Below are 26757 nucleotides of genomic sequence, written 5' to 3'. Positions count from 1 at the left end.
TCAGCCCCCGTCCCGCAACCGGGCGGCCTCGACCTCCCGGCCCGGGTGCCGGGTGAGGTACTCGGTCTCCAGGTCGGCGGTGCGGTGCAGATGGTTGGCCAGCGCCGCGTCGGTGCCGTGCCGCAGCGTGTCCAGCCGGGTCCGGTGCAGGCTGCCGATCTCGCGGAGCAGTTCGTCGTCGGCCAGCTCGACCGGGTCGATCCCGGTTTCGTCGACCGTGTCGACCCAGGTCTCGGCACCCGGCTCGGTCGGGGCCGACCAGGGTCGGGTGGCACCGGGCGGATGGTCCGGCCGGGGTTCGAAGGGCCGACCGGCCGCCGCCGGGGAGTAGCTGCCGTACCGCGCTGAATCCGTCATCTCCGGCCTCCGGGGAGTCGACGAGGCATTACCGTCGTAGGGTTCCCCTGCCGGCCGGCGGCAAACACCGGGCGGCCGGCTTCCGGGCGGCCGCGCACCTGACTACGACGGCTCGTCGGAGAAGCCGACGACCGGCCGGTACGCTTCCCTGCATGCGGCAGCTGTGGACCCCGGCGTGGATCCTGCGGCACCTGGCGGCGGTGGCGCTGGTGGTGGGCTTCCTCGCGCTCGGCTGGTGGCAGATCAGCCGGGCCGCCGCCGGCAACACGCTGAGCTGGGCGTACGCGGTGGAATGGCCGGTTTTCGCGGCGTTCGTGGTGTTCATCTGGGTCCGCGAGATGCGGCTGGCCCGCCGGTCCGTACCCGGCCCGGACTCCCTACCCGGCCCGAACCACGGGTCGCCGTCGCCGCAGAGCGGGTCGCCGGAAAACGCGCCGTCGCGGGAGGAGGCGTTCGGCCGGCCGGTACGGGTCCGGTCTGCCCCTGGCGTGACCGCCACCCCCGGCCCGGACGACCCGGAGTTGGCCGCCTACAACGACTACCTGGCCTGGCTGAACGCGAACCCGCACGCCAGGGCCGGCGACTACCCGGGCTGACCGGAAGAGAGAAGGACGGACGACAGTGTCAGGCGCACTCACCCGGTACCGACTGATCGCGTACGTGGTCGGCGTGGTGCTGATCCTGCTGATGGTGATCGGCATGCCGTTGAAGTACCTGTTCGACCAGGCCGTCGTGGTCGAGACGATCGGGCCGGCGCACGGGTTCCTCTACATGGTCTATCTGGTCGCCGTGTTCGACCTGGCCCGGCGGGCCAACTGGTCGCTCGGCCGGATCCTGGCGATCATGCTGGCCGGCACGGTGCCGTTCGTGTCGTTCTACGCCGAGCGGGTGGTCAGCCGCTGGGCGGGCGTGCAGCCGCGTACCGAGCCGGACAAGGTGTTCACCGGCTGACCCCGGGCGGGCGGTGACTGGCTGACGGCGCCCCGGCCGGGCCGGCACCGTTGTCGGGCCGACCCGGCCGGGGCGTACGGCCGACATTGTCGACGGCCGTGGACCCGGGCCTCGTGCGGCGTCGGATCAACCCGTGGTGTGGCCGCCGGCGCTGGTCGGCGCACCGGGCAGCCCGGCGACGAACGCCGACCAGGCGGCCGCCGAGAATTCCAGGTGTACTCCGGGGTCGGTGGAGTTGCGCACTCCGACCGCCGGGCCGATCTCGGCTACCTCGACGCAGGTCGTCGCCTCGCAGCGGCGGCTCTTACGCCACGCCGGACCGGCAGTGCTGATCACAGTCACCCAGACTCCTTAATAGGATAAATCGGTAGATTTGCCATCAGAGTACGCAGGCAATCGGGCGGACTGTACCAGTTCCCGATCTTGCCGACGCGACTGGGCGACACCGGGAAAATCGGCGGAACCGCCGTCCGGACCACGCGGAGTGGCCGGCCGTCCATGCGGAGGGGCCAGCCGTCCTTAGCAGACCTGACGGCGGCGGTGTAGCGTGCAACAGGGTGGCAACCAGCCAGGTGGCACTCTGCTAGGCACTCTCCCCGGAGCGTTCCCATGCCTGCCCGACACCAGGGCCCGACCATCGGGCGTCGCCGGCTGCGTGCGGCGCTACGCCGGGCACGCGAGGCCGCCGCGCTGACCCAGGACCACGTCGCCGCTCAAATGGACTGGTCGCTGTCGAAGCTGATCCGGATCGAGTCGGGGTCGGTCAGCATCTCGACCAACGACGTCAAGGCTCTGCTGGACCTGTACGGCGTACGCGACCAGCAGCAGGTGCAGGATCTCGTCGAGTTGGCCCGGGCGGCACGACGGCGCGCCTGGTGGAGCGGATACAAGGACCGGGTGCCGGCCGCCTACGCGGCCTACATCGGCCTGGAGGCGGAGGCGTCGGCACTGCGCTACTTCCAGCCGATCAGCTTCCCCGGCCTGCTGCAGACCGAGGAGTACGCCCGCGCGGTGATCCCGGCCGACGGCCCGCACCACGTACCGGCGGCCGAGATCGAAGGACGGGTGCAGATCCGGCTGGCCCGCCAGCACGAGGTGCTGTTCGGCGCGGATCCGCCGCAGATCGAGGTGATCATCGACGAGGCGGCGCTGCGCCGGATGACCGGCGGCCCGCGGGTGCTGCGTGAGCAGCTCCAGCACGTGGCGAAGATGTCCGCGGCGCCTCACGTCACGGTCCGGGTGCTGCCGTTCACCGCCGGGAGCAACACGGTGCTCGGTCCGTTCGTCATCCTGCACTTCGCCGACCAGGCCGACGCCGACGTGGTGTACGTGGAGAGCGCTCTGGTCGAGGAGGTCATCGACCGGGCCGACGAGGTCCGGCCCTACCAGCATGTCTTCGACCGGCTACGGGCGGAATCCCTGTCGCCGGCCGACTCGGTGGCGATGCTGCACGACCTCGCCCGTCGGCTGGACGGACCGGACGCGGGCTGATCGACGTCGACCAGCCCGCCGACGACCGCCGCGGCGGTCGGGCCCGCTCACCGCTGGTCGGGCACCCACGGTTCGATGGTGACCGGCTCGGACAGACCGGCCAGCCGGGACATCTCCCGGGCCCGCATCAACGCCCGGCTCACCTGGCCGTACTGGCGTTCGTCGTCGGTGCTGAACAGCAGCACCAGCAGTCCCTGGTGACGGCCCCAGAGTTCGTACGCCCGTGGCCGCAACCGGTCACCGAGCCAGGCGACCGACACCGGCACGAACGCGGCCGCCAGCATGGCGAGGTAGGCACCCGCGCTGACCTCGTCCAACCCTCGGGTGTAGCCGACGGTCACCGCGACCACCACCAGGGTCACGGCGGTCACCGCGATCACCCGGCCGGTGAGCCGGTCACGGGCGCCTCGTGCGGTCCGGAGTTCGGTGAGGTCGCGGACGGCGAACCGCCGGCCGGCCACGACGAACCATTCACCGGTCACGCAGATACCGGGCTGCCGGTAGAAGGTCCGTCCGACACTGGAGCCGGACGGGGCGGGCGCCGGGGAACCGCGTCGGGGTGGGGTCTGGCGAGTAGCACGCATAGCTGCCTCCGAAGGGCTCGTGCGGCGCTGACCTTGCGGGTCCATTGTGCAAACAGCAAGCTACTCGATGGAAGGTAGTCATTCTGCCACCTAGCAGAATGACGTACGGCAGGCCGCATCCTGGATGGCGAATCAAACCTTTCGCACCCATTTATCCGGATAGCTGGCTAACGACAACCGCGCAGACCGACTAATGACACATTAGTCGCAATTGATCAGCCGTTGTCCAACGACGACGCACCGCAGTCGACCGATCACGCGAAGGCAAGGAAAATGTTGCCCAGAGCAGCCAACCGTCACATCAAGTAACCGTCAACGAGCCCCGCCCAGTTTCATGCCACGGATCACGATCGCAGCACTTCCGGGTCGCAACCCTTGCGGCTAAGTTGGACCGGCTGGTCCGGTCGCCAGTCGCCGGGAAGCGGTGACGCCGGTCCAGTGCCGCCGAATCGCCGTCCCGAGATTACCTGGCGTTACAACCAGTGATCTCACGGTCGCGATCCGGGGACCCACCGGCAACTGGGGTGAATCCGCGGTCCACCGCGGTAGGGCGAACTTCCCGCCCGAATCCGTCAGCTAACCCGGTAGGCGGCGAGGAAGAAGGGTTCTGCGTTCTTGTCAACAGCGCGGATTCTGCTGCGCACCCTGATGCTGGCCGGCGTGAGCCTCGGCCTGGTGGTACCGGCGACCGCCGCGACCGCCCAGCCGACGGTCAGCGAACTCACGCAGCAGATCGACAAGGAATCCGAAGAGCTGGCCAAGGTCGTCGAGTCGTACAACCGGCTCAGGGAGGAGGCCAAGGCCACCCGGGCGGCGGCCGAGGAGATCGACGCCAAGCTCGGCCCGCTGCAGGCCGAACTCGCGGCAGCGCAGACCGAGGTCGGTCAGATCGCGGTCAACGCGTACAAGACCGGCGGGTTGAGCACCGCGAGCGCCCTGCTCGACAGCTCCTCCGGCAGCTTCATCCACCGGCTCGGCACTCTGGACCACCTGGCCCGGGACCGGCAGCAGCGACTCACCGAATTCACCAGCACCCAGCTGACCTACCTGGCCGAGCAGGAGAAGCTGCAGGCGGCCCTGGAGAAGCAGGACGCCCAGGTCAAGGAGCTCGCCGACCGCAAGAAGAGCATCGAAGCGGACATCGACGAGCTGATGGACAAGCGGGAACGGGCCTACGGTGCCGCGAGCGAGACTGGCTCGTCGTACACCGGGACCGTCCCGTCGGTGTCCGGTGCCGCCGGCTCGGTCGTCGAGTTCGCGTACGGGGCCATCGGCAAGCCGTACGTCTGGGCCGCCAGCGGCCCGAACGGCTACGACTGCTCAGGTCTGGTGCTCGCCGCCTGGCGTACCGCCGGCAAGAGCCTGCCGCACAACGCGGCGATGCAGTGGGACGTGGTCGCGAAGATCAACCGTGGCGCGCTGCAGCCCGGAGACCTGGTGTTCTACAACGGTCTCGCCCACGTCGGCCTGTACGTGGGCGGCGGCCAGGTGATCCACGCACCCACCTTCGGCCGCACCGTCGAGCTGGCCAGCGTGGACATGATGCCGCCGTACGGCTACGGCCGGGTCCGCTGACCCGGCAGGTCGCCCGACACTGACGACGGCCCGGCATCCGCTAAGCGCGGATGCCGGGCCGTCGTCAGTTCGTCGGCGGGTTGTCAGCTCGTCGCGGGGGGCAGTTCGCGGCGGATCAGGTCGCCAGCAGCCGGTTGGTCAGGCCGCCTGCAGCCCCTCCGCCCGGGCCAGCTCCCGCAGCCGGCCCAGCGCCTGGATCTCCAGCTGACGGATGCGCTCGCGGGACAGCGAGAAGCGCGACGCGACCTCGGTCAGCGAGTGCTCCCGCCCGTCCTCCAGGCCGTACCGGGCCCGCATGATGCCGGCGGACCGGTCGTCCAGGTGGTTGAGCAGGCCCTCGATCCGCTGCCGCTCCAACCCGGTGAGCACGATGTCCTCCGGCGACGGCGCGTCGCTGTCGGCCACCAGGTCGCCCAGGTTGGTGTCGCCGTCGTCGCCGACCGGGGTGTCCAGCGACACCGTGTCCTGCGACCACCGCACCAGCTCGTGCACCCGCTCGACCGGTACGCCGAGCGAGGCGGCGATCTGCTCCGGCTCGGGGTCCGAACCGAGCTCGCGGGTCAACTGGCGGGCCACGTTGCGCATCCGGTTGACGTCCTCGACCAGGTGCACCGGAAGCCGTACGGTCCGCTCCTGCTGGGCGATCGCCCGGCTGATCGCCTGCCGGATCCACCAGGTCGCGTAGGTGGAGAACTTGAAACCACGCTCGTAGTCGAACTTCTCCACCGCACGGACCAGACCGGTGTTGCCCTCCTGGATCAGGTCCAGCATCGGCATGCCGGACCGGACGTAGCGGCGGGCGATCGACACCACCAGACGCAGGTTGGCCCGGATGAACAGGTCCTTGGCCCGCTCACCCTCGACGACCAGCCGCTCCAGCTCCTCACGGCTCACCCCGGTCCGCGGCACACCCTGCTCCAGCAGGTGCTCCGCGTACAGGCCGGCCTCGATCGACTTGGAGAGGTCGACTTCCCGGGCCGCGTCGAGCAGCGGCGTGCGGGAGATCTCATGCAGGTAGACGCCAACGAGGTCCCGCTCCTCGGCGACCTCGTCGGTCCGCAAAGCCATCGTCTTCTCCACGTTGCTCACGGTCCCCTCGTTAACCCCACGTCGTGCTCTGTCACCTGCGATGCGCATCTCCATCAGCCTCTCCCCCGTCACGTCCGCCTCCGATCCGGCGAACCTGATGTGGCAGGCCCCGCCGTATGGCGCCGACACCTGCACAACAGATGAGACGCGTCAGGGATTCCGTCTCGTGAGTCGAAGCTGACACGATTGCCTGAATAATTGCTGTGAGCGGGATTGGCGTTTCCTGCCAGGCTCCTCGATCGCCGCGCTGCGTCGGGCCGGCCGACTGCCCGATTCGCTGAGGTCGGCGGGGTGTGGCAGGCTCCCAGCACACCACGACACCGGGCAGGGCGCAGCGATTCCCGTCACTACCCCTCCTGCGATCCTCGTCACTGCCCGCCGGTCGGCTGGTCCTGGCCAACGCCGGTCGGTTGGTCCTGGCCAGGAATACGGCCCGAGCGGGGTGCGCGGTTCATCACCGCCCGACAGACACCGGCCACCGGGTCACGACGCACGCGAATCATCCGGATCCGGCCGCCACGACGCGCCGGCCGCACGGCCGTCGGCCGGCCGCCAGTCGGTCAGCCGCTGCCGGATCACCGCAGCGACCTGGGCGGCCGTGCCCCGGGCGTCGATCACCACGAACCCGGCGGCCTCCGGCAGCGACCCGTAGGCGGCCGCGCTGGTCGCCAGGAACTCCAGCGACTCGTGGTCGGTGCCCCGGGCGTCGATCCGCCGGGCCGCTTCGGCGGGCGGCAGCCAGAGCAGGAACGTCACGTCCGGTCGGGGAAACACCCGGTACGCCAGCCGGGCGAGCCGTTCCCAGCGGCCGGCGCCGTGGGTGCGGATGCTGGCGTACTGGCATACCGCGTACCGGTCCATCACCGCGATCGCCCGGCGTGAGCCGAGCACCGACCGGGCGATCGCGAGCCAGCGCAGCAACGCCTCCAGGAACATCAGCCCACCACGGCCGACCATCCGCCGGGCGTCCGGGCGTCCGAGTCGGACTGCGAACCGGTCGAGCCAGCGTCGGCCGCCAGCGTTGCGCCAATACCGGGCGGGCCGGCCGGCAGTGGTCAGCGCCTCGGCCAGCAGGTGCGCCTGAGTGGTCTTGCCGACCCCGTCGATGCCCACCAACGCGATCCGTCGCAGCCCGGCCGGCGGCGACCAGGCCGGATCGGCGTCCACTGTGCTCCCTGCGGTGTCCGGTGGCGGGCATGGCGGCACGGCTGACGACGTGGACTGTACGGGCGACGGCTGGCGGGACGCTGGCCGGGACGGTGACGGTGACGGTGGTGGCGGCGCATGGGTCACTGTGACGAGCACCTTCCCAACGGTAGCGAGCACGTGCACGTCGCCACCCCGTTCACCCCTTGAGACGCGCTGTGCCTGCAGGCACGAACCGGCCGGGAACGGGTAGGCCACCGACGGGCACCGGACGACAGCCAGGAGGTGGGGAAATGACCCGGACATCGGGGCAGTCGACGCGACAGACCGGGCCGGACCGGCTCGACGGCTACACCGAGGCGGCGGTGCAGCGGCTGCTCAGCGAGCACGCCGACATCGCCGAGCAGGGGGTGGGCGTCTCCCGCCGGGACCACAGCCTGGTGTTGTGCGGGGAGGTCGAGAGCGCCCACCGGCGGGCGGAAATCGTCCGGCTGGTGGCCGAGCGCTTCCCCGGCGTGCGCCTGATCGTCGACATCGTGGTCAGTCGGACCACCGCGCCCACCGAGACGGAGGAGTTGTCGTGATCCGCGTCGCGGCCGTCGGAGACGTGCACATGGACAGCGACGTGCTGGGCCGGTTCCGGCCGGCGTTGGCGCAGCTCGGCGACCGGGCCGACGTCCTGCTGCTGGCCGGCGACCTGACCCGGCACGGTACGGAGTCGGAGGCGCGGTGCGTGGCCGACGAGTTCGGGGGTCTGGCGGTTCCGGTGGTGGCGGTGCTGGGCAACCACGACCACCACTGTGATCAGGTGCCGCGGCTGGTCGGGATACTCAGCGACGCCGGGGTCACGGTGCTCGACGGCGACGGCGTGGTGCTGGACTGCCCCGGAGGCCGGCTCGGGGTGGCCGGGGTCAAGGGGTTCGGCGGTGGGTTCGCCGGGCGGTGCGCGAGCCGGTTCGGCGAGCCGGAGATGAAGGCGTTCGTCGCCACCACGGCGGACGCCGCCGATCGGCTACGGGCGGCGCTGGTCGGCCTGGACTGCGACGTACGGGTGGCGCTGACCCACTATTCGCCGGTGCCGGAGACGCTCACCGGCGAGCCGCCCGAGATCTACCCGTTCCTCGGCTCCTACCTGCTGGCCGAGGCGATCGACGCGGCACCGGCCGACCTCGCGGTGCACGGCCACGCCCACTTCGGCACGGAACGGGGCACCACGCCCGGTGGGGTACGGGTCCGCAACGTCGCCCATCCGGTGATCAAACAGGCGTACAGCGTCTATTCGCTCGCCGGGTCGGTCGCTTGACCAGACCGGTGAAGGTTTCCGTCGCCGGGCGCAAGGGTACTCAGCGGCCATGGAGCTACTACTCTGGATTCTCGCAGTCGTCCTGGTCGTCGCCGGCGTTCTCGCGCTGTTCCGCCGGCAACTGCTCTGGGGCATCGTGCTGATCGTCGTCGGGCTGCTCGTCGGCCCCGGTGGCGTAAGCCTGTTCGCTTGACGGTGCCGGGCGTACCCCCGGCCCCCTCGACCGACATCGACCTGACCACATCGACCCCGCGCCTGCCGGGGCCGCCGGACCGGCCCGGTCCTCCCCACCGCGGACCGGCGACGGCGGCCCCGGCCTGATCTGTCGTCCCCGGAGTCGCTCCGCGCTCCCTGACCTGCTGTTCCCTGGAGTCGCCATGCGCTCGTGGTGGGGTTTCCCGGTGTTCCTCGGCCTGGTGGCGGCGGCCGCGGCGGTCGGGGCGTTCGCCGCCCGTGACGCCGGTTCCCGGTACGCCGAACTGGTCCAGCCGTCCTGGGCACCGCCGTCCTGGCTGTTCAGCCCGGTTTGGACGGTCCTGTACGTGCTGATCGCCGTTGCCGGGTTCACCGTCTGGCGGCGGGCCGGTGTCGGCCTGGCGATCGCCAGTTGGCTGGCCCAGCTGGTGCTCAACGCCGCCTGGACACCGCTGTTCTTCGCCGCCGGCCGGTACGGTCTGGCGTTCGCCGAGATCGTGCTCCTCTGGCTACTCGTCGGCGCCACCGTGGTGCTGTTCTGGCGGGTCTGGCGACCGGCCGCTCTGCTGATGGTCCCGTACTGGGGCTGGGTCACCTTCGCCGCCGCGCTGAACCTGTCCATCTGGCAGCTGAACAGCTGAGTAGCGGGTCAAGGTTTCCGAATCGTTACTGGCTCGTAGCTGGTCAGGACTGGACGCGCTTCCATTGCAAGCGCTTACATGTGAGGACGCCCAGACAAGCAACCGACCGGCGCAGCCAGACCGCGGGGACGCGGGGGCCCGCCGGCTAGGAAGGGAGAACGCTCCATGGCGGTCTTCACCAGACCACGCCAGGTCTTCGCGCTCGCCAGCGTGCTCGGTCTGGCCCTCGCCTCGACGGCGTGTAGTTCGGAGAGCGGCACCAGCGCGGACCCGGATTCCGAGGAATGCGCCCCATACAGTGACTACCAGGGCAACGACGGCACCGAGGTGACGATCTACGCCTCGATCCGTGACGCCGAGGCAGACCTGCTCGAGCAGTCCTGGAGCGAGTTCGTCGACTGCACCGGCATCGACATCCGCTACGAGGGCAGCGGTGAGTTCGAGGCCCAGCTGCAGGTGCGGGTGGACGGCGGCAACCCGCCGGACATCGCCTTCATCCCGCAGCCCGGCCTGCTCGGCCGGTTCGCCGAGGCCGGCCAGCTGCAGGCCGCGTCGGACGAGACCCGGGCGATGGCCGAAGCCAACTACAGCGAGGACTGGCTGGCGTACGGGACGGTCGACGGCACCTTCTACGGCGCCCCGCTCGGCTCCAACGTCAAGTCCTTCGTCTGGTACTCGCCGAGCATGTTCGCCGACAACGGCTGGGCCGTGCCGGAGACCTGGGACGAGCTGATCGCGCTCAGCGACGACGTCGCCGCCACCGGCACCAAGCCGTGGTGCGTCGGGGTCGAGTCCGGTGACGCCACCGGCTGGCCGGCCACCGACTGGATCGAGGACATCATGCTCCGGACCCAGACGCCGGAGGTCTACGACCAGTGGACAACCCACGACATTCCGTTCAACGACCCGCAGGTCGCCGAGGCCGTCGACCAGGCCGGCTCGATCCTCAAGAACGAGGAGTACGTCAACGGCGGCTTCGGTGGCGTCTCCAGCATCACCGCGACCGCGTTCCAGGAGGCGGGCGTGCCGATCCTCGACGGTGACTGCGCGCTGCACCGGCAGGCCAGCTTCTACGCCAACCAGTGGCCGGCGGGCACCGAGGTGGCCGAGGACGGCGACGTCTTCGCCTTCTACTTCCCGACCAACGACCCGAGCGCCGGCCAGCCGGTCCTCGGCGGTGGCGAGTTCACCGTGGCCTTCGCCGACCGGCCCGAGGTCCAGGCGGTGCAGACCTACCTGGCCTCGCCGGAGTACGCCAACAGCCGGGCCTCGCTCGGCAACTGGGTGTCGGCCAACACCGGGCTGGACATCGCCAACGTGGAGAACCCGATCGACCGGCTCTCCGTGGAGATCCTGCAGGACGAGAACACCACGTTCCGCTTCGACGGGTCGGACCTGATGCCGGCCGCGGTCGGCGCGGGCACCTTCTGGCGCGGCATGGTGGACTGGCTCAGCGGCCAGAGCACCGAAGAGACCCTCGACTACATCGAAGGCTCCTGGCCGACCAGCTGACACCACGCGGCCGGCCCACCCACGAGCACACGGGGGTAGGCCGGCCGCACCATAGCTGGGTCCGGTCGACGATCCGTTGGGAGGGCGGATGTACTTCGACTTCGCTGAGCAGTACCCGAAGCTGTTGATGCTGCTGTACGGCCTGATCGCGTTCGTGGTGATCGTCGGCGGCATGCTGCTGTTGCTCGACGCGGTGCCGAGCTGGTTCGCCCGCCGACGGGAGCAGCGGCTGCTCGCGGCCGGTGCCGGCGGCGGATCGGTGCCGGTCGGCCGCCCTCGGCGCGGCGGCGAAGGCCTGTTCGGCCTGTTCTTTCTGCTGCCAGCCCTGCTGCTGCTCGGCATCGGGCTGGTCATTCCGGCGCTGCGCACCACCGTCCTGTCGTTCATGGACGGACGCAGTGAGAACTGGGTCGGCCTGGAGAACTACCGGTGGATGTTCTCCCAGGACGAGATCGTCCAGGTGCTGACCAACACCCTGATCTGGGTGATCCTGGTGCCGACGGTGGCGACCGCGATCGGCCTGCTCTACGCCATCATGGTGGACAAGGCCCGGTTCGAGGCGCTGGCCAAGTCGCTGGTCTTCATGCCGATGGCGATCTCCTTCGTCGGCGCCAGCATCATCTGGCGGTTCGTCTACGCCTACCGGGGCGGCGAGCAGGAACAGTACGGTCTGCTCAACTACCTGGTCACCCTGTTCGGCTTCGAGCCGCAACGCTGGCTGCAACTGAACGCACCACTGAACACGCTGCTGCTGATCGTGGTGATGATCTGGATCCAGGCCGGGTTCGCGATGGTGGTGCTCTCCGCCGCGATCAAGGCGATCCCGGCCGACATCATCGAAGCCGCCCGGCTCGACGGGGTGAACGCCTGGCAGATGTTCTGGCGGGTCACCATGCCGAGCATCCGACCGGCGCTGATCGTCGTGGTGGTGACCATCTCGATCGCCACCCTGAAGGTCTTCGACATCGTCCGGACGATGACCAACGGCAACTACGACACCGGTGTGATCGCCAACGAGATGTACAACCAGGCGTTCCGCTACGGCCAGAACGGCTACGGCTCGGCCCTGGCGGTGTTCCTGTTCGTGCTGGTCATCCCGATCGTCATCTACCAGATCCGTAACCTGCGCAAGCAGCGGGAGGTGTGACACCCATGACCACCACCACGCCCCCCGTGGCCGCCCCGGCCAGCAGCGGGGAGGAACGGCCCCGTACCCGGGTCGGCCGGGTCCGCAAGCGGCTCAACACCCCGACGGCGACGATCGTCGCGATCGTCATCGCGGTGATCTGGACCATCCCGACGTTCGGTCTGTTCGTCTCCTCGTTCCGACCGGCCGAGGAGATCCGGACCACCGGTTGGTGGACCTTCTTCACCAACCCGCAGGTCACCCTGCAGAACTACCAGGACGTGCTGTTCGGCAGGTCCTCGTCGTCCGGGCAGTTGTCCAGCTACTTCGTCAACTCGCTGGTGATCACCATCCCGTCGGTGCTGTTCCCGCTGGCCTTCGCGGCACTGGCCGCGTACGCGCTGGCCTGGATCAACTTCCGCGGCCGGGACCTGATCTACATCTGCATCTTCGCGCTGCAGATCGTGCCGCTGCAGATGGCGCTGGTGCCGTTGCTGCGGTTCTTCTCGCAGGGCACCACGATCGGCGGCGTCACCATCACCCCGCCCTGGGGGCTGGACAGCTACGAACGCTACGTCCAGGTCTGGTTCGCGCACACCTGCTTCGCCCTGCCGCTGGGGGTGTTCCTGCTGCACAACTTCGTGTCCCAGCTACCCAAGGACCTGATGGAGGCGGCCCGGGTCGACGGGGCCAGCCACCCGAAGATCTTCCGGACCATCGTGCTGCCGCTGATCGCCCCGGCGCTGGCCGCGTTCGGCATCTTCCAGTTCCTCTGGGTCTGGAACGACCTGCTCGTCGCGTTGATCTTCGCAGGTGGCGAGAGTCGGGTGGCACCACTGACGGTACGGCTGGCCGAACTCGCCGGCACCCGAGGTGACCAGTGGCAACGCCTGACGTCCGGTGCCTTCGTATCGATCATCGTGCCGTTGATCGTCTTCCTCTCCCTGCAGCGGTACTTCGTCCGAGGGCTGCTGGCCGGCAGCGTCAAGGGCTGACCGCGAAGGCGACGCCGGCCGCGACCGCGCGGGCGAGGTGATGATCCATGACCAGAATCGACGACGTCGCCCGGCTGGCCGGGGTCTCCACGGCGACCGTCTCGCGGGCCCTGCGGGGCCTGCCGACGGTCACCGAGGCGACCCGGCTGCGGGTCCTCGACGCCGCCGCGCAACTCGGATACATCGCCTCGCCCAGCGCGTCGCGGCTGGCCGGCGGCAAGACCCGGGCCGTCGCGGTCGTGGTGCCACGGATCACCCGCTGGTTCTTCAGCACCGTCGTCGAAGCCGCCGAGGACGCACTGCAGGAAGCCGGCTACGACCTGCTGCTCTACAACCTCGGCGGGCGGGAGAACGCCCGGCAGCGGATGCTGCACACCGCCAGCCTGCGCCACCGGGTGGACGCGTTGATGCTGGTCGCCACCCCGCTGCACCGGTCCGACTTCGCCGCCATCTCCGCGTTGGGCATGCCCGGGGTCACGGTCAGCTCCGGCACCGGCGTACCCGGCTGGCCCAGCATCCGGATCGACGACGTGGCCGCCGCCCGGACCGCCACCGGCCACCTGATCGGACTCGGGCACCGGCGGATCGCCCACATCTCCGGCAACTCCGGCGAAGAACTGGCCTTCACCGCCCACCTGGACCGCCGCCGCGGCTACCGGGAGGCGCTGGTCGCGGCCGGCCTCACCCCGGACCCGGCGCTGGACGTGGAGGGCGACTTCACCATCGCCGGCGGCGGGTCGGCCACCACCGAACTGCTGCGCCGCGGCCCGCTGCCGACCGCGATCTTCGCCGCCTGCGACGAGATGGCGCTCGGCGCCATCGCCGTACTGCGCCAGGTCGGGCTGCGGGTGCCGGCCGACGTCAGCGTGATCGGCCTCGACGACCACGACGTGGCCCGGGTGGTCGGGCTGACCACCGTCGCCCAACCCGCCGCCGAGCAGGGCCGGCTGGCCGCCGGTACGCTGCTCGGCCCGCTGGCTGCCGGTACGCTGCCCAGCCCACTGGCCGGCACCGCCGCTGCGCCGACCGACACGGTGACCCTGCCCACCCGACTGGTGGTCCGCGAGTCGACCGCGCCGCCCCGGGAAACCGGGTAACCGCACCGGCCGACCTGGTAGACCGACGTACAAGGCACCGGTAAGCCTGCTGCCAGGGACGTTCCTGGCAGCTGGAAAACCCCGCCAACCGAGCTGAGCTGAGGAGCACAACTGGTGAACACGCCATCGACCCGTACCCGTGACGGTGCCGGCACCGAATGGTGGCGGGAGGCGGTCATCTACCAGATCTACCCACGGTCGTTCGCCGACTCCGACGGCGACGGCATCGGGGACCTGCCCGGCGTCGTCGACCGGCTGGACGACCTCGTCGCCCTCGGCATCGACGCGATCTGGCTGTCTCCGTTCTACCCGTCGCCGCAGGCCGACGCCGGCTACGACGTCGCCGACTACCGCGACGTCGACCCGATCTTCGGCCGGCTGACCGACGCCGACCGGCTGATCGCCGAGGCCCACCGCCGAGGGCTCCGGGTGATCGTCGACCTGGTGCCGAACCACACCTCGTCGGCACACCCCTGGTTCGTCGAGGCGCTCGGCGCCGAGCCGGGCAGCGCGGCCCGGGACCGGTACGTTTTCCGCGACGGCCGCGGCCAGCACGGGGACCGGCCACCGAACAGCTGGCGGTCCGTCTTCGGCGGCCCGGCCTGGACCAGGACCGACAACCCGGACGGTACGCCGGGCCAGTGGTACCTGCACCTGTTCGACGCCGGCCAGCCCGACCTCAACTGGGACTCCGAGCAGGTCCGCGACGAGTTCGTGGCCATCCTGCGGTTCTGGCTGGACCGGGGCGTCGACGGCTTCCGGGTCGACGTGGCGCACGGCCTGGTCAAGCAGGCCGACCTGGCCGACTGGCACTACCCGGAGGAGACCACCTCCGGCGACCACGTCGACCAGCCCCGTCCGCCGATGTGGGACCAGGACGGCGTACACGAGATCTACCGGCAGTGGCGGTCGGTGCTGGACGAGCACCCCGGGCAGCAGATCCTGGTCGCCGAGGCGTGGGTGCAGCCGGCGGAGCGGCTCGCCGCGTACGTCCGACCGGACGAGATGCACCAGGCGTTCAACTTCGAATATCTGGAGGCGGCGTGGACCTCCGACGCGCAGCGTACGGTGATCGAACGCTCGTTGGCCGCCACCGACAAGGTCGGCGCGCCCACCACCTGGGTGTTGTCCAACCATGACGTGCTGCGCCACGCCACCCGGCTGGCGCTGCCGATCGGCGCGGCCCGGCCGCGCGGCATCGGCGCGAACGACCCGCAGCCGGACACCGCGCTCGGGCTGCGCCGGGCCCGCGCCGCCACCCTGCTGATGCTGGCCCTGCCCGGCTCGGCCTACCTCTACCAGGGTGAGGAGCTGGGTCTGCCGGAGCACACCACGCTGCCCGACGAGGTCCGGCAGGACCCGACCTGGCGGCGTACCGACCACACCGAGCGCGGCCGGGACGGCTGCCGGGTGCCGATCCCGTGGGAGGCGGACAGCCCGTCGTACGGGTTCGGGCCGACCGACGCCAGCTGGCTGCCGCAGCCACCGGTGTGGGCCGAGTACGCCCTCGACCGGCAGCGCGACGTGCCGGGGTCGACCTACGAGCTGTACCGGACGGCGTTGCGGCTGCGCCGCGACCTGGGGCTTGGTGCCGGCCGGCTGCGGTGGCTGGAGTCGCCGGAGGACGTGCTCGCCTGCTGCGTCGACGAGGTGACCGTGGTGACGAACTTCGGTGCCGAGCCGGTGTCGCTGCCGCCGGGCACCGAACCGCTGATCGCCAGCGGTCCGTTGAACGGCAGCGGACGGGTGCCGACCGACGTCACCGTCTGGGCCCGGCAGCGCGTTCGCTGAGCAGGGTGTGCACGTCGGCGATGTCGCCCGGTGCGGTCCGGGACGCCAGCCAGTACATGATCCCGGTCGGGATGAAGAACAGCTGGAACACGGCGAGGCCGACGGCGTAGTTCAACGGCGGTGGGACGACACCGCCGACGGCCCGCAGGGCGACCGGCAGCAGCGCGTTGCCGGTCGCCCGACCGACCCCGTTGACCAGGTTGCCGAGGCTGTAGACGGTGCCCCGGTGCTCCGGCGGGTTGACGTCGGCGATCAACGCGAACCAGTTCGGCGAGTTCGCCGACGTCAACGCCAGGGCGAGCAGGGCGGTGAGGAAACTCAGCCCGATCGTCGGCTCGGTGAACACGCCGCCCAGCACGGCGGCGGTCACCGCACCGGCACCAGCGCCGTCCGGCACGTCGATGCGCATCGGCACGAAGAACAGCACCAGGTAGAACGGCACCGCGGCGAGGATGCCGACCGCCGCGACCAGGGCCCGACCCCGAGGGGTACGCCGTTGCAGCCGGTCGCCGACCAGCCCACCGACGATCGACAGCGCGCCGCCGAGCTGGAACAGGGTGGCGAAGACACTGCCGACGATGATCGCCGTACCGGCGGTGTAGCCCTGCTCCTCGGCGCGGGCCCGGAACAGCGCCGGCAGCCACACCAGCGAACCGAACGCCACCTGGGCGGTGAGGCCCTGCGCCACCAGCCAGACGTTGGTCCGCCGTCGGGCGATCGTCGGCAGATCGGCCCGGCTGATCCGGTGCTCGTACTCGCCGCCGGCGGCGAACCGGCCGGCCAGCTCCGGCTGGCTCTGCCCGCGCCGCACGTCGACGGTGAACAGGTACGCGACCGTGGCGGCCAGCCCGGCGGCGGCCAGCACCAGGAACGGCCGCCGCCAGTCGACGTGCCCGAGCAGCCCACCGAGCAGGGTGCCGGCGAGGGTGCCGACGCCCTGCGACAGCCCCCAGAAGCTCATCACCAGGCCCCGCCGGCCGGGGGTGATCAGGTCGCTGACCACGGAGAAGCCGACCGAGGCGACCGCGCCGAGCCCGACGGCGGCGACGAGCTGCGCGGCGAAGAACAGCGGGTAGCTGCCGGCGAGGGCGGTGCCGGCCGCGCCGAGGCCCCAGATCACCGTACCGGCCATCAGCAACGGTTTGCGGTCGCCGTGGTCGCCGACGTACGCCCAGCCGACCGCGGCGATCGCGCTGATCAGGAAGGTCGCGGCGGTGACCGCGCCGATCGCCCCTTCCGGTACGGCGTACGTGTCGGCGATGCTGCCGTACAGCGGCGGGACCAGGCCGATCGCCACGTTGTCCAGCGAGGCGAGCACGATGAACACGACGACGCTGTAGATGCGGTGCGCCCGCCCACCGGTCAGCGTCATGCCGCCGAGTATGGGTCAGCGCGCCCGCCTGCCAACGGTCGGGCCGGGGCTTCCTGCCACCTGTTACGCGCCCCGACGCGACGTGCATAATCGAGCGCGCGTTGACAATCATCGTCGACTGTTCTGCACCGCCTCGACGATCTCAGACGTCAGTGGACCAATAGATCGGTTCCGGGTCTTGAGCCGCTGAACGATCTCAATGTTCGTCGAACTTCCGGTGATCTTGATCGGTTGGCGGGCGACGTAGGCCGACGGCGACTTGCTGGCTGCCGCCGCCCGCTCCTTGATCGGCTCGGCGGAATCATCGGACATGGTTCGGATATACAGCGTGGCGACGAAGGGTGGCTAGCGCATTGCCAGCTCGCCGCAGGTCACCTCGGACCGCACGTCATGATGCGCGGGACACGCCCTGGTCCGGGGTTCGGTCGACGAGGCGGAACGAGGGCAGGTCGCGTCGGCGGATCAGCCATTCGGCGACGATCACGTTGGGCAACCAGGACAGGAACGGCACGGCGGCGTAGGCGGTCTCGAACAGCAGGTCCGGATCCGCGTCCGGCCCGGCGAACGGCAACTGTACGGCGAGGAGGACGCCGACCCACGAGCGCAGGGTGACAGCGGCGAACGTCAACGCGTAGTTGCGAATCATCCAGGCCTGGTGCTGGCGCAGGTCCCGCCGCCGCGCGGTGTCGAAGCCGCGCCACGCCGTGAATGCCCAGAGCAGCGCGACTGCGCCGAACCCGAAGAAGCCGACCATCCGGGCCTGGTTGAACGGCAGCATCACCAGCGCGCTCACCGCCGCGACACCGACGGTGAGCAGGTACACCACGCCGACCGAGCGGTGGGCCACCGGCCAGCGGCGGCGCAGCCGCTGGGAGAACTGCCACGGCCCGAGCAGCAGCGCAAGCGAGCCGAGGGCGACGTGGACGAAGAACGCCACCCGGACCGGCAACGGCGCATCCACATAGGTGCCGGCCAGCCCGGCACCGTCATCGGCGAGTGCACGCAGGTCAGCGCTGGCGTAGGTGTACAACGAGAACCCGCCGATCGCGAGCGAGGTCAACAGCACCGCCGTCCAGCCGGTGCGGGACCGCCGCACCGGCCTGCCGCTGGTCGTCCGCACCGGTGGTGACGCCACCACTGCTGTGTCGCTCATGACCGCCCCCAGACGAGTATGTAAGTGCCATTCACAATGTAAGTGACATCAACATACGGCCTGATGTTAATGTCGTCAACATGGCAGCTGGGGCCACTCGCCGGACGTACCACCACGGAGCGCTACGCGATGCGCTGCTCGCCGGCGCGCGGGAGTTGCTGGCCGAACGCGGCGCGGAGGGCTTCAGCCTCAACGAGCTGGCCCGGCGGGTCGGCGTCAGCTCCGCAGCGCCGTACCGGCACTTCACCGACCGCGAGGCGCTGCTGTCCGCGCTGCGTGACGAGGGGTACGACGCGTTCGGTGCTGCCCAGCGCGCCGCCGCCGCGCAGGCAACCGACCCCGCCGACCGCATCATCCGCCTGGTCGCCGCGTACCTGCGCTTCGCCGAGGAGAACAGCGCAATCTTCGGCATGATGTTCCGGCAGTGGTCGTGGGCCGAGGTAAGGCCTGACACCTTCGCGCCCCTGGTTGACGCGGTAGCCGAGGCGCAGGAGGCGGGTTTCCTGCCCGCCGGTCAGTCCGCCACCGCGCTGGCCCGCACCATCTGGTGCACCGTCCACGGCCTGACCACCCTGCGTCTCAACGGTGGCCTGACGAAACTCGGCCTGGACGCCCCGACGGACCAGCTGATCCGGGACACGTTCGCGGCGATCCTGCGCGACCCGGCCGGCTGAGATTGACGTCAACGAGGTGACGCTGACGCACGTTATTTCGCCAATTTAACGTGTGTAAGCGTCACCTCGCGAACGCAACAGAGCCCCGGGACCCTTGCGACTGGGGCGGGGTCCCGGGGCTCTGTGTGCTCCGGCTACGGAAAGCGGATCGTTGCAGGCTCAGGCGTACTTCTTCGCCAGCTCGACGAAGCTCGACCAGGACGACGGGGCGAAGGCCAACGTACCGCCGTCGCGGTTCTTGGTGTCCCGGACGTAGACGCGGCCCGGTAGGTTGTCGGCCACCTCGACACAGTTCGCCGAGTCGGACCTGGTGCTCTTGCGCCAACGCGCCTCGGTCAGCTCCATGTCTCGATCGCCTCCATGATCATCTCGTGGGACTGCTGGCCGGGCAGAGCGTACCCCCGGATCGTCTCCCAGTCCTCTTCCAGCGCCTCGGTGGCATCCGTGGCCTCGATCAGCCGCCCCTCCAGGTGGCCTTCGAGGAAGCCGACCGTCCGGCCGTCCACGGTCGCGAGCACCATCGGCCCGAGCACCCCTGGATAGCCTCCGGTGGTGAACGGCACGATGTGTACCTGCACGTTCTGCCGTTGGTTGGCGTCGGCGATCGCCTTCAACTGGTCGCGCATCACCTCCGGCCCGCCCACCGACCGGCGCAACACGATTTCGTCGAGCACCACCACCAGTCGGCAGGCGTTGGTGGCCCGGGTGACGATTTCCTGGCGGTCCAGTCGGGCGGCCAGGGTCGGCTCAAGCTCCTCCGGCTTGGTGTTGAGCGCCTGCAACAGGGCACGCGCGTACGCCTCGGTCTGCAACAGGCCGGGCATCACCATCGGCTGGAAGATCCGCAGCAGTTTCGCGCGGCCCTCGTACTCGACGAACGGTCGATACCACACCGGGGTCCACTCGCCACGGATGAACTCCCGATAGAACTTCATGAACGCGGTGCCGTACACCCGGTCCACCGCGCCGAGGTAGTCCGGCAGCGCCGGCCGCTCGCCGCGCTCCACCGCGCCGACGTGCGACGCCGAGAAGTGCAGGCGCTCACCCCAGGACTCCTGGGTGAGCCCCAGCATCTCCCGGACACGACGGAGGTCCTCTACCAGATACTCGCTCGCAGACATAGCCTTTCACGTCCCCCAATTCATCACGGCGCACCACTGACCGGTGCCGGACATTCCCCGGAGTCACCCGCGTTGATCAATTGCCACCTGGTCGCTCCCGGGCTTTTCCCATCTTCTGTGGTGGGGGGCTGATAGTCCAGGGTGGAAGTCGGCGAACACCACAGTCGACTGGACTCGGAGGAAAAATGTCGATCAGGAATGACGGCATTGGCGGGACTCCCCGCCTCGCCCGGTACATCACGTTCACAGCAGCGGACGATGCGGCACCCACACCGGGCCGGCCGCCGCTGCCGAAGCGGACCCCCGGGGAGACCGACCCCGATCACGACGGGCGGTTCCAGCTCGCCGGCGCGCGCGGCGTGGCTGCCGCCCCGTACGGTGCGGTCGACGACTCCCGGAGCGCGGACCGCACCGGCCGGGCGGCCCGCTCCCCCGCGCTGTCCCGGGCGATCCACGACGCGAACTCCACCGCCCGCACCCACCTGCCGAACCGGACCACCGGCGAATGCCACCGGTGCGGCGGCGTCCCCGGGCCATGCCGGCCGTTCCTGCGGGCGATCGCGATCCTGGACCGGTGGGAGCCGGCGAACGCCCGACGAATCCGCGCCGTCCTGCACCTGTCCGGACTGATGCCGGCCGGCTACCCGCACGACGACAAGGACGAAACTGCCGAGTCGTACGGAGCACTCGACGATGCCTGAGCCGACCCCGCTGGCGTGCCCCGGTGATCTGGTGGCGCTGCGGCAATGTGACCACGTGGACGCCGACCGCCCCGTTCGGCTCCGGGTGGTGGAAATCTGGCCGTCGCCGGAGGAACACTCGTGGGTGCAGATTGACGGCTGGGAAATCGACCCTGACGACACTGACCGCGACGGCAAGGCGGTCAGCGTACGGGCATACAAGGATGCGCTGCGCCGGCCCGGCGCGGTCACCACGGTAGACCGGGGGTAGCCAGCCAATCCCCGATAGGCGCCCCCGGGGCGCAGCATTCCCCACCGCTCCCCGCTAGCCGGACCAGGACGGACGCCCGGATCCCATCCCCGTGATCCGAGATCCGCGCCTGAGGCCGGCACCCGGACCCAGGGGTCCGGCAACCCCTGCCCGGGGACACTGGACGGGAGATCCGGAAGCTGCGCCCCGGGGGTCAACACTCCCGACGAGCAGCTCGGCTTTCGATTGCGATGCGCGCGTCCCAGCGACCGACCGCAGACCACTGCGGTCAAGCCCGACAGCTCAGGGCCCGGGCCGCCACCTCTTCAGGGCAAAAAGGTCAACCGCGACCATGCCGAACAGCTTGGGCCCACGTTCAAAGACGTCCATGCCCGCAAAATGCGGCGTTTCTTCAATACGGCGGTGCACCGGACGGACAGAAAACAGCCCCAGGATAATTCCGACACCGGCCGTCAAGATCAGCCCAAAGAAAATTGACCTCAGCACCTCGACCGACCCTCCCAGTAACAGCGCCAGAATCACGGCAAAGACAGCCAAGAATACAAGAAGAAGAAGCCGCATAATGATCAACGCACGCCAGTACGCCCAGGCTCCGCGCACACGCCAGGCAGGATCATCTGAGGAACCCACCATTCAATCAACCTCCCAACCCAGAGTAGACGGTCTTCATGCCGGCTAGGACAGCCGGGCCCGAGGCCAAGCCGGCACAACTCCAGGCGCCCGGAGCACACATTGTCCCAGCCCGTTGCACTCAGCGGCGCCACCCCATCCGCCACAGGTCGGATACCAGATGGCGCAAAAATGGTAGCTGCCCATCAATCTGCATTCCAGAATTCTCCTGTACCAGCGCAGAGAACCTTGTCAGAGGAACAAACGCCGTTGCGATCGAAATTACACCCCCAAAAACACAACCCGCCACCAAGATACCAATGGCCTCAGACGCGACCACCAGCTCCAATATCAAAATCAGGAACAGGCCAGTCAGGAAGAACATAAAAAATGCCCTGATCGACCAGATCATCACCCTATACGTGGTCGTGCTACGATATTCGCCATCATGGGCATCTGTCATCGAGTTGTCACCACAACTTCCAGCGCTTAACAATCCAGGTTCAGAGCTACACCACCCTCACCGTACAGCCAACGCCGTACAGCGACTGTCCTGGAACGATGGCGACGCCGTCCGTCGGGACAACAGGACCGCGAGAGAGCGGAATACAGCGATGTCAGCCGGCGGTGGCGGCGGGTGCGGTGCTGGTGAACGGGGTGGCTTGTCGGTGGCGGCCTTGACGGCAATGACAAGGACGAAACCGCCGAGCCGTACGGAGCCCTTGACGATGCCCGAGCCGACACCGCTGGCGTGCCCCGGTGATCTGGCCGCGCTGCGCCAATGTGACACCTGGACGCCAACCGCCCCGTCCGACTCCGGGTAGTGGAAATCTGACCGTCGGCCGAGGAACACTCGTGGGTGCAGCTCGACGGCTGGCAAAAATCGACCCGACGACACTGACCGCGACGGCAAGGCGGTCAGTGTCCGCGCGTGCAAGGACGCGCTGCGCCGACCCGGCGCGGTCACCAACGTAGACCGGGGGTAGCCAGCCAGTCCTGATTCGACGGCGACGCCGTCCAGACAACAGGACCGTGAGACAGCGGGGTGCGGCCAGCCGCGTCAGCTGGCGGTGACCCGGTTCAGGACGTGGTCGCGGGCGTCGGCGTACCGGTCGCGGATGGCGGGCACTGCGTCGGCGGCGTACTCCTCGGTGTCGGCCGGGGTCCAGTCCGGCGCGTCTGGGGTGCCCAGCGCCAGCCAGGCGGCCTGCCGGGCGGCACCGTCGGCGACGTACTCCCCCGGCGGCGGCACCAGCACCGGGCAGCCGAACACCTCGGGCGCGATCCGGCGTACCGCCGCAGAGCGCGCCCCGCCGCCGACCAGAATGACCCGGTTGACGGCCGCGCCCTGGGCGACCAGGGCGTCCAGGCCGTCGGCGAGCGCGCAGAGCATGCCCTCGACGGCGGCCCGCGCCAGGTGCGCTGGGGTGCTGGTGGCCAGGGTGAGCCCGTGCAGCGAGCCGGTGGCCGTCGGCCGGTCCGGGGTGCGTTCCCCTTCGAGGTACGGCACCAGCACCAGCCCGTCGGCGCCGGCCGGCGCGCTCAGCGCCAGCTCGGCCAGCCGGTCGTGGTCGACGCCGAGCATGGTGACGGCGGCGTCGAGCACCCGGGCGGCGTTGAGGGTGGCGACCAGTGGCAGGAACCGGCCGGTGGTGTCGGCGAAGCCGGCGACCGTGCCGCTGGGGTCGGCGGCCGGGGTGTCGGCGACGCTGAACACGGTGCCGGAGGTGCCGATCGACACGATCACGTCGCCGGGGCGGGCGCCGACGCCGAGCGCGGCGGCGGCGTTGTCGCCGGCCCCGGGGCCGAGCGGGGCGCCGGAGCGCAGCGCGCCGGCCGGGTCGTTGGGGCCGAGCACGGTCGGCACCAGCGGCGTCCGACCAAAGGCGTGTTCGAGCAGGTCGGGGCGGTACTGGCCGGTCGCGGCCGACCAGTAGCCGGTGCCGCTGGCGTCGCTGCGGTCGGTGCGCAGCGCGGCCAGGTCGCCGGTGCCGGCCAGCCGCCAGGTCAGCCAGTCGTGCGGGAGGCAGACCGCGGCCGTACGGTCGGCCGACGCCGGCTCGGTGCGGGCCAGCCAGCGCAGTTTGGTGATGGTGAAGCTGGCCACCGGCACCAGGCCGACCGCGTCGGCCCAGGCCTGCCGCCCGGCGGTGCCGCCGCCGAACTCGTCGATCAGTTCGGTGGCGGCACCGGCCGAGCGGGTGTCGTTCCACAGCGGAGCCGGCCGGACCACCTGGCCGGTCTCGTCCAGACAGACCATGCCGTGCTGCTGGCCGGCGACGGCGGCGGCGGACACGTCGTCCAGCCCGCCGGCGGAGTCGACGGCCTGTTGCAGCGCCGCCCACCAGGCGTCCGGGTGCACCTCGGTGCCGTCCGGATGCGCCGCCCGGCCCTCACGGACCAGCTTGCCGGTGTCCGCGTCGCGGATCACCACCTTGCACGACTGGGTCGACGAGTCGACGCCGGCGACGAGGGTCACGGCTGGTCCTCCAGGAGGGGTCGGGCGGGGTGGGCGGGGGTCAGCTGGTGGTCAGGAACGGGCGCCGAGCAGGTGCTCGACCGCGAGCTGGTTGAGCCGTACGAAGTGGAAGCCCTGCTCGGCGACGGCCTCCGGGTCGAAGTCCTCGAAGCTGGCCCGGTCGGCGAGCAGATCGGTGTAGGTCTCGCCCGGGTTGAGGGTGGGCACCGCCAGGTCCGGGACCTTGCTGGCGGCCAGGGCCTCCTGCACCTCGGGGTCGGCCCGGAACGCGGCGGCCCGCTCCTTGAGAAGCAGGTACGTGCGCATGTTGGCGGCGGCGGAGGCCCACACGCCGGTGTAGTCCTCGGTGCGCGAGGGCTTGTAGTCGAAGTGCCGGGGGCCGTCGTAGGCGGGGGTGCCGTCGGGGCCGCCGTTCTCCAGCAGGTCGACCAGGGAGAACGCGTTGAGCAGGTCGCCGTGGCCGAAGACCAGGTCCTGGTCGAACTTGACGCCGCGCTGGCCGTTGAGGTCGATGTGGAACAGCTTGCCGTGCCACAGGGCCTGGGCGATGCCGTGGGTGAAGTTGAGCCCGGCCATCTGCTCGTGGCCGACCTCGGGGTTGAGCCCGACCAGCTCCGGGTGGGCCAGGCTGGAGATGAAGGCGAGGGCGTGGCCGACGGTGGGCAGCAGGATGTCGCCGCGCGGCTCGTTGGGCTTGGGCTCGATGGCGAACCGCAGGTCGTAGCCCCGGTCGACGACGTACTGGCCGAGCAGGTCGACGGACTCGCGGTAGCGGTCGAGCGCGGCCCGGATGTCCTTGGCGTGGTCGTACTCGGCGCCTTCCCGGCCGCCCCACATGACGAAGGTCTTCGCGCCGAGCTCGGCGGCGAGGTCGATGTTGCGCAGCACCTTGCGCAGCGCGAACCGCCGGATGGAGCGGTCGTTGCTGGTGAAGCCGCCGTCCTTGAAGATCGGGTGGCCGAAGAGGTTGGTGGTGACCATCGGCACCACCAGGCCGGTCTCCTCCAGGGCCTTGCGGAACCGGGCGATGTGCTGGTCGCGGCTGGCCGCGTCGGAGCCGAACGGGACCAGGTCGTCGTCGTGGAAGGTGATGCCGTACGCGCCGAGGCTGGCGAGCTGGTGCACCGCCTCGACCGCGTCGAGCGGGCCACGGCTGGCGTCGCCGAACTGGTCACGGGCCTGCCATCCGACGGTCCAGAGCCCGAAGGAGAATTTGTCGGCCGGTGTGGGCTGGACTGTCATGGTGACCTCCGCGTAACGCGACAGATTTGTTTAGTGATTGAATTATTTTCCTGCCGTGTGGCATTGTCAAGGCCATGCGCACGCCAGAATCCCCGCTACGCCAGGCTGGTCTGCGCGAGCACCATCTCGGGCTGGTGGCCCGCCAGGTCGCCGCCGCCGGTCGCCCGCCGTCGCGCGCCGAGATCGCCGCAGCCACCGGGCTGACCCGGGCCACCGTCTCGGCGCTCGTCGACGAACTGATCGGCGGCAACCTGCTCACCGAGGTGGCGCCGGTGCCCCGGACCGGCGCCGGCCGGCCGGCGACCGGGCTGGCACTCGCCGCCGACGGCCCGGCCGGTCTCGGTCTGGAGATCAACGTCGACTACCTGGCCGCCTGCCTGGTGGACCTGTCCGGAACGGTACGCCACCGGGCGGTGCTGCCGGCGGATCAACGTCCGCACCCGCCGGAGCTGGTGCTGACCCGGCTCGCCGCGCTGGCCGGCGAGGTGCTCACCGCGCCGCAGGCACGCGGGCTCCCGCTGGCCGGCGCCGCGCTGGCCGTACCCGGGCTGGTGACCGGGGACGGGCTCGTCCGGCTCGCGCCGAACCTGGGCTGGCAGGACGTCGACGTTCCGGCCGTGCTGGCCGCCGACGGCGGCCCGCTCGCCGACGTACCGCTGACCGTGGACAACGAGGCCAACCTCGCCGCCCTGGGTGAGTTGCACGCCCGCCACGGCGAGCCGGCCGACTTCGTCTATGTCTCCGGTGAGATCGGCATCGGTGCCGGGATCGTGCTGGACGGCCGCCTGTTCCGGGGCACCCGGGGGTGGAGCGGTGAGCTCGGCCACCTCGCGGTCCGCCCGGACGGACCGAGCTGCCGCTGCGGGGCACGCGGCTGTCTGGAGCAGTACGCCGGACAGGAGGCGATCCTGCGCTCGGCCGGCCTGGCCGGGCAGGGACTGACCGCCACCGAGGCGCTGCGCCAGGTCGCCGAGCGGGCCGCAGGCTCCGAGCAGCAGGTCCGCCGGTCGTTGACGGCGGCGGCCGGCGCGCTCGGCGTGGTGCTCGCCGGGGTGGTCAACCTGCTGGATGTGCAGACCATCGTGCTCGGTGGCATCTACGCGCCGCTGGCCCCGTGGCTGTCGCCGGTCGTCGAGGCGGAGATCGGCCGGCGGGTGCTGACCGTCGGCTGGTCGCCGGTGACCGTCCGGGCCTCGCTGCTCGGCGCCGAGGCGGCGGCGACCGGCGCGGCCGGCGCGGTGGTCCGGGCGGTACGCGACCACCCGGCCCCCTGGCTGACCGCCGGCTGACGCCGACGGCCAGA

At 70.3% G+C, this 26757-nt stretch carries 31 protein-coding genes and 1 riboswitch; of the genes, 17 read left to right on the top strand and 14 right to left on the bottom strand.

All coding sequences use genetic code 11. The annotated features are described in order from the left end of the window. Entirely contained in the window at nt 1-357 is a 357-nt protein-coding gene (locus tag EDC02_RS41205) for a DUF6158 family protein (RefSeq protein ID WP_233605684.1), read from the bottom strand. A gap of 152 nt (nt 358-509) precedes the next feature. Between EDC02_RS41205 and EDC02_RS01235 the strand changes: the two genes are divergently transcribed. Beyond that, a complete protein-coding gene (locus EDC02_RS01235) occupies nt 510-953 on the top strand; it encodes a hypothetical protein (RefSeq protein WP_123600342.1) in 444 nt (147 codons plus the stop codon). 25 nt (nt 954-978) lie between these two features. After that, on the top strand, nt 979-1308 hold the full coding sequence (locus EDC02_RS01230) for a DUF3817 domain-containing protein (RefSeq protein WP_123600341.1): 330 nt from the start codon (nt 979-981) through the stop codon (nt 1306-1308). Nucleotides 1309-1434: 126 nt separating this feature from the next. Here EDC02_RS01230 and EDC02_RS01225 read toward each other — a convergent pair whose 3' ends face one another. Continuing rightward, complete coding sequence (locus tag EDC02_RS01225) at nt 1435-1650, bottom strand: DUF397 domain-containing protein (RefSeq protein ID WP_370461408.1); 216 nt, start codon at nt 1648-1650, stop codon at nt 1435-1437. A gap of 267 nt (nt 1651-1917) precedes the next feature. Between EDC02_RS01225 and EDC02_RS01220 the strand changes: the two genes are divergently transcribed. Next, on the top strand, nt 1918-2799 hold the full coding sequence (locus tag EDC02_RS01220) for a helix-turn-helix transcriptional regulator (protein ID WP_123600340.1): 882 nt from the start codon (nt 1918-1920) through the stop codon (nt 2797-2799). A 47-nt stretch (nt 2800-2846) separates the two neighbouring features. Here EDC02_RS01220 and EDC02_RS01215 read toward each other — a convergent pair whose 3' ends face one another. Next, a complete protein-coding gene (locus EDC02_RS01215; RefSeq protein WP_148083297.1) occupies nt 2847-3383 on the bottom strand; it encodes a DUF6232 family protein in 537 nt (178 codons plus the stop codon). A gap of 473 nt (nt 3384-3856) precedes the next feature. Continuing rightward, a riboswitch (cyclic di-AMP (ydaO/yuaA leader) is annotated at nt 3857-3988 on the top strand. A 10-nt stretch (nt 3989-3998) separates the two neighbouring features. Here EDC02_RS01215 and EDC02_RS01210 point away from each other — a divergent pair. After that, nucleotides 3999-4958 (top strand): NlpC/P60 family protein, encoded by a 960-nt coding sequence (locus EDC02_RS01210; protein ID WP_370461406.1) that lies wholly within the window; start codon nt 3999-4001, stop codon nt 4956-4958. A 138-nt stretch (nt 4959-5096) separates the two neighbouring features. On the opposite strand, the gene EDC02_RS01205 is transcribed toward EDC02_RS01210, so the two are convergent. Then, nucleotides 5097-6089, bottom strand: a complete 993-nt coding sequence (locus EDC02_RS01205; RefSeq protein ID WP_370461503.1) for an RNA polymerase sigma factor RpoD/SigA — start codon at nt 6087-6089, stop codon at nt 5097-5099. Between the two features lie 441 nt (nt 6090-6530). Next, nucleotides 6531-7214, bottom strand: coding sequence for a dTMP kinase (locus EDC02_RS01200; RefSeq protein WP_233605683.1), 684 nt, complete (start codon nt 7212-7214; stop codon nt 6531-6533). Nucleotides 7215-7486: 272 nt separating this feature from the next. On the opposite strand from EDC02_RS01200, the gene EDC02_RS01195 reads away from it, so the two are divergent. The 9 genes from EDC02_RS01195 (at nt 7487) to EDC02_RS01160 (ending at nt 15853) form a co-directional block, all read left to right on the top strand. Continuing rightward, nucleotides 7487-7777 (top strand): hypothetical protein, encoded by a 291-nt coding sequence (locus EDC02_RS01195; protein WP_233605682.1) that lies wholly within the window; start codon nt 7487-7489, stop codon nt 7775-7777. Between the two features lie 29 nt (nt 7778-7806). Beyond that, nucleotides 7807-8496, top strand: coding sequence for a metallophosphoesterase (locus EDC02_RS01190; protein WP_233606321.1), 690 nt, complete (start codon nt 7807-7809; stop codon nt 8494-8496). A 49-nt stretch (nt 8497-8545) separates the two neighbouring features. Then, complete coding sequence (locus tag EDC02_RS40680; protein ID WP_199757467.1) at nt 8546-8689, top strand: GPGG-motif small membrane protein; 144 nt, start codon at nt 8546-8548, stop codon at nt 8687-8689. Between the two features lie 184 nt (nt 8690-8873). Continuing rightward, nucleotides 8874-9332, top strand: a complete 459-nt coding sequence (locus EDC02_RS01185) for a TspO/MBR family protein (protein ID WP_123600334.1) — start codon at nt 8874-8876, stop codon at nt 9330-9332. A gap of 165 nt (nt 9333-9497) precedes the next feature. Continuing rightward, nucleotides 9498-10844: an ABC transporter substrate-binding protein gene (locus EDC02_RS01180; protein WP_123600333.1), complete on the top strand. Its 1347-nt coding sequence runs from the start codon at nt 9498-9500 to the stop codon at nt 10842-10844. A gap of 88 nt (nt 10845-10932) precedes the next feature. Then, a complete protein-coding gene (locus EDC02_RS01175) occupies nt 10933-11991 on the top strand; it encodes a carbohydrate ABC transporter permease (RefSeq protein WP_123600332.1) in 1059 nt (352 codons plus the stop codon). A 5-nt stretch (nt 11992-11996) separates the two neighbouring features. Further along, a complete protein-coding gene (locus EDC02_RS01170; protein ID WP_123600331.1) occupies nt 11997-12965 on the top strand; it encodes a carbohydrate ABC transporter permease in 969 nt (322 codons plus the stop codon). A gap of 47 nt (nt 12966-13012) precedes the next feature. Further along, a complete protein-coding gene (locus tag EDC02_RS01165) occupies nt 13013-14062 on the top strand; it encodes a LacI family DNA-binding transcriptional regulator (protein ID WP_123600330.1) in 1050 nt (349 codons plus the stop codon). A 114-nt stretch (nt 14063-14176) separates the two neighbouring features. Then, nucleotides 14177-15853 carry a glycoside hydrolase family 13 protein gene (locus EDC02_RS01160; RefSeq protein ID WP_123600329.1) on the top strand — a complete coding sequence of 559 codons (1677 nt, stop codon included), beginning with the start codon at nt 14177-14179 and terminating at the stop codon, nt 15851-15853. Here EDC02_RS01160 and EDC02_RS01155 read toward each other — a convergent pair. The 3 genes from EDC02_RS01155 to EDC02_RS01145 all read right to left on the bottom strand — a co-directional run bounded on the left by EDC02_RS01155 (nt 15822) and on the right by EDC02_RS01145 (nt 18378). Further along, the gene (locus EDC02_RS01155) at nt 15822-17225 is read right to left on the bottom strand and encodes an MFS transporter (RefSeq protein ID WP_123600328.1); all 1404 of its coding nucleotides are present in this window, start codon (nt 17223-17225) and stop codon (nt 15822-15824) included. The two genes, EDC02_RS01160 and EDC02_RS01155, sit on opposite strands and share 32 nt — an antisense overlap. Nucleotides 17226-17333: 108 nt before the next feature. Continuing rightward, entirely contained in the window at nt 17334-17537 is a 204-nt protein-coding gene (locus EDC02_RS01150; RefSeq protein WP_123600327.1) for an antitoxin, read from the bottom strand. A gap of 76 nt (nt 17538-17613) precedes the next feature. Next, nucleotides 17614-18378 carry a DUF2306 domain-containing protein gene (locus tag EDC02_RS01145; protein WP_123600326.1) on the bottom strand — a complete coding sequence of 255 codons (765 nt, stop codon included), beginning with the start codon at nt 18376-18378 and terminating at the stop codon, nt 17614-17616. A gap of 80 nt (nt 18379-18458) precedes the next feature. Here EDC02_RS01145 and EDC02_RS01140 point away from each other — a divergent pair, with 80 nt between their 5' ends. Then, nucleotides 18459-19052 (top strand): TetR/AcrR family transcriptional regulator, encoded by a 594-nt coding sequence (locus tag EDC02_RS01140; protein WP_123600325.1) that lies wholly within the window; start codon nt 18459-18461, stop codon nt 19050-19052. A 159-nt stretch (nt 19053-19211) separates the two neighbouring features. Here the strand turns inward: EDC02_RS01140 and EDC02_RS01135 are convergent, their stop codons facing one another. Continuing rightward, nucleotides 19212-19397, bottom strand: coding sequence for a DUF397 domain-containing protein (locus EDC02_RS01135; RefSeq protein ID WP_123600324.1), 186 nt, complete (start codon nt 19395-19397; stop codon nt 19212-19214). Continuing rightward, nucleotides 19388-20173 carry a helix-turn-helix transcriptional regulator gene (locus EDC02_RS01130; protein ID WP_123600323.1) on the bottom strand — a complete coding sequence of 262 codons (786 nt, stop codon included), beginning with the start codon at nt 20171-20173 and terminating at the stop codon, nt 19388-19390. The genes EDC02_RS01135 and EDC02_RS01130 overlap by 10 nt, the downstream gene beginning before the upstream one ends. Nucleotides 20174-20358: 185 nt before the next feature. Between EDC02_RS01130 and EDC02_RS01125 the strand changes: the two genes are divergently transcribed. Both EDC02_RS01125 and EDC02_RS01120 read left to right on the top strand, forming a co-directional pair. After that, nucleotides 20359-20874, top strand: a complete 516-nt coding sequence (locus EDC02_RS01125) for a hypothetical protein (RefSeq protein ID WP_123600322.1) — start codon at nt 20359-20361, stop codon at nt 20872-20874. Next, complete coding sequence (locus EDC02_RS01120) at nt 20867-21124, top strand: hypothetical protein (RefSeq protein WP_123600321.1); 258 nt, start codon at nt 20867-20869, stop codon at nt 21122-21124. The genes EDC02_RS01125 and EDC02_RS01120 overlap by 8 nt, the downstream gene beginning before the upstream one ends. A 282-nt stretch (nt 21125-21406) precedes the next feature. On the opposite strand, the gene EDC02_RS01115 is transcribed toward EDC02_RS01120, so the two are convergent. From EDC02_RS01115 to xylA, 4 genes are all read right to left on the bottom strand, one after another. Further along, nucleotides 21407-21757: a hypothetical protein gene (locus EDC02_RS01115; protein ID WP_148083296.1), complete on the bottom strand. Its 351-nt coding sequence runs from the start codon at nt 21755-21757 to the stop codon at nt 21407-21409. Between the two features lie 118 nt (nt 21758-21875). After that, a complete protein-coding gene (locus EDC02_RS01110; RefSeq protein ID WP_148083295.1) occupies nt 21876-22196 on the bottom strand; it encodes a hypothetical protein in 321 nt (106 codons plus the stop codon). Nucleotides 22197-22793: 597 nt separating this feature from the next. Next, entirely contained in the window at nt 22794-24212 is a 1419-nt protein-coding gene (gene xylB / locus EDC02_RS01105) for a xylulokinase (RefSeq protein WP_123600318.1), read from the bottom strand. A gap of 51 nt (nt 24213-24263) precedes the next feature. After that, nucleotides 24264-25454: a xylose isomerase gene (gene xylA, locus EDC02_RS01100; RefSeq protein ID WP_123600317.1), complete on the bottom strand. Its 1191-nt coding sequence runs from the start codon at nt 25452-25454 to the stop codon at nt 24264-24266. A gap of 74 nt (nt 25455-25528) precedes the next feature. On the opposite strand from xylA, the gene EDC02_RS01095 reads away from it, so the two are divergent. After that, nucleotides 25529-26743, top strand: a complete 1215-nt coding sequence (locus EDC02_RS01095; RefSeq protein ID WP_123600316.1) for an ROK family protein — start codon at nt 25529-25531, stop codon at nt 26741-26743. Nucleotides 26744-26757 lie beyond the last annotated feature (14 nt).

Origin of the sequence: Micromonospora sp. Llam0 (assembly GCF_003751085.1) — a bacterium.
Classification (GTDB): domain Bacteria; phylum Actinomycetota; class Actinomycetes; order Mycobacteriales; family Micromonosporaceae; genus Micromonospora_E.
This window is presented reverse-complemented; position numbering and strand designations above follow the sequence as displayed.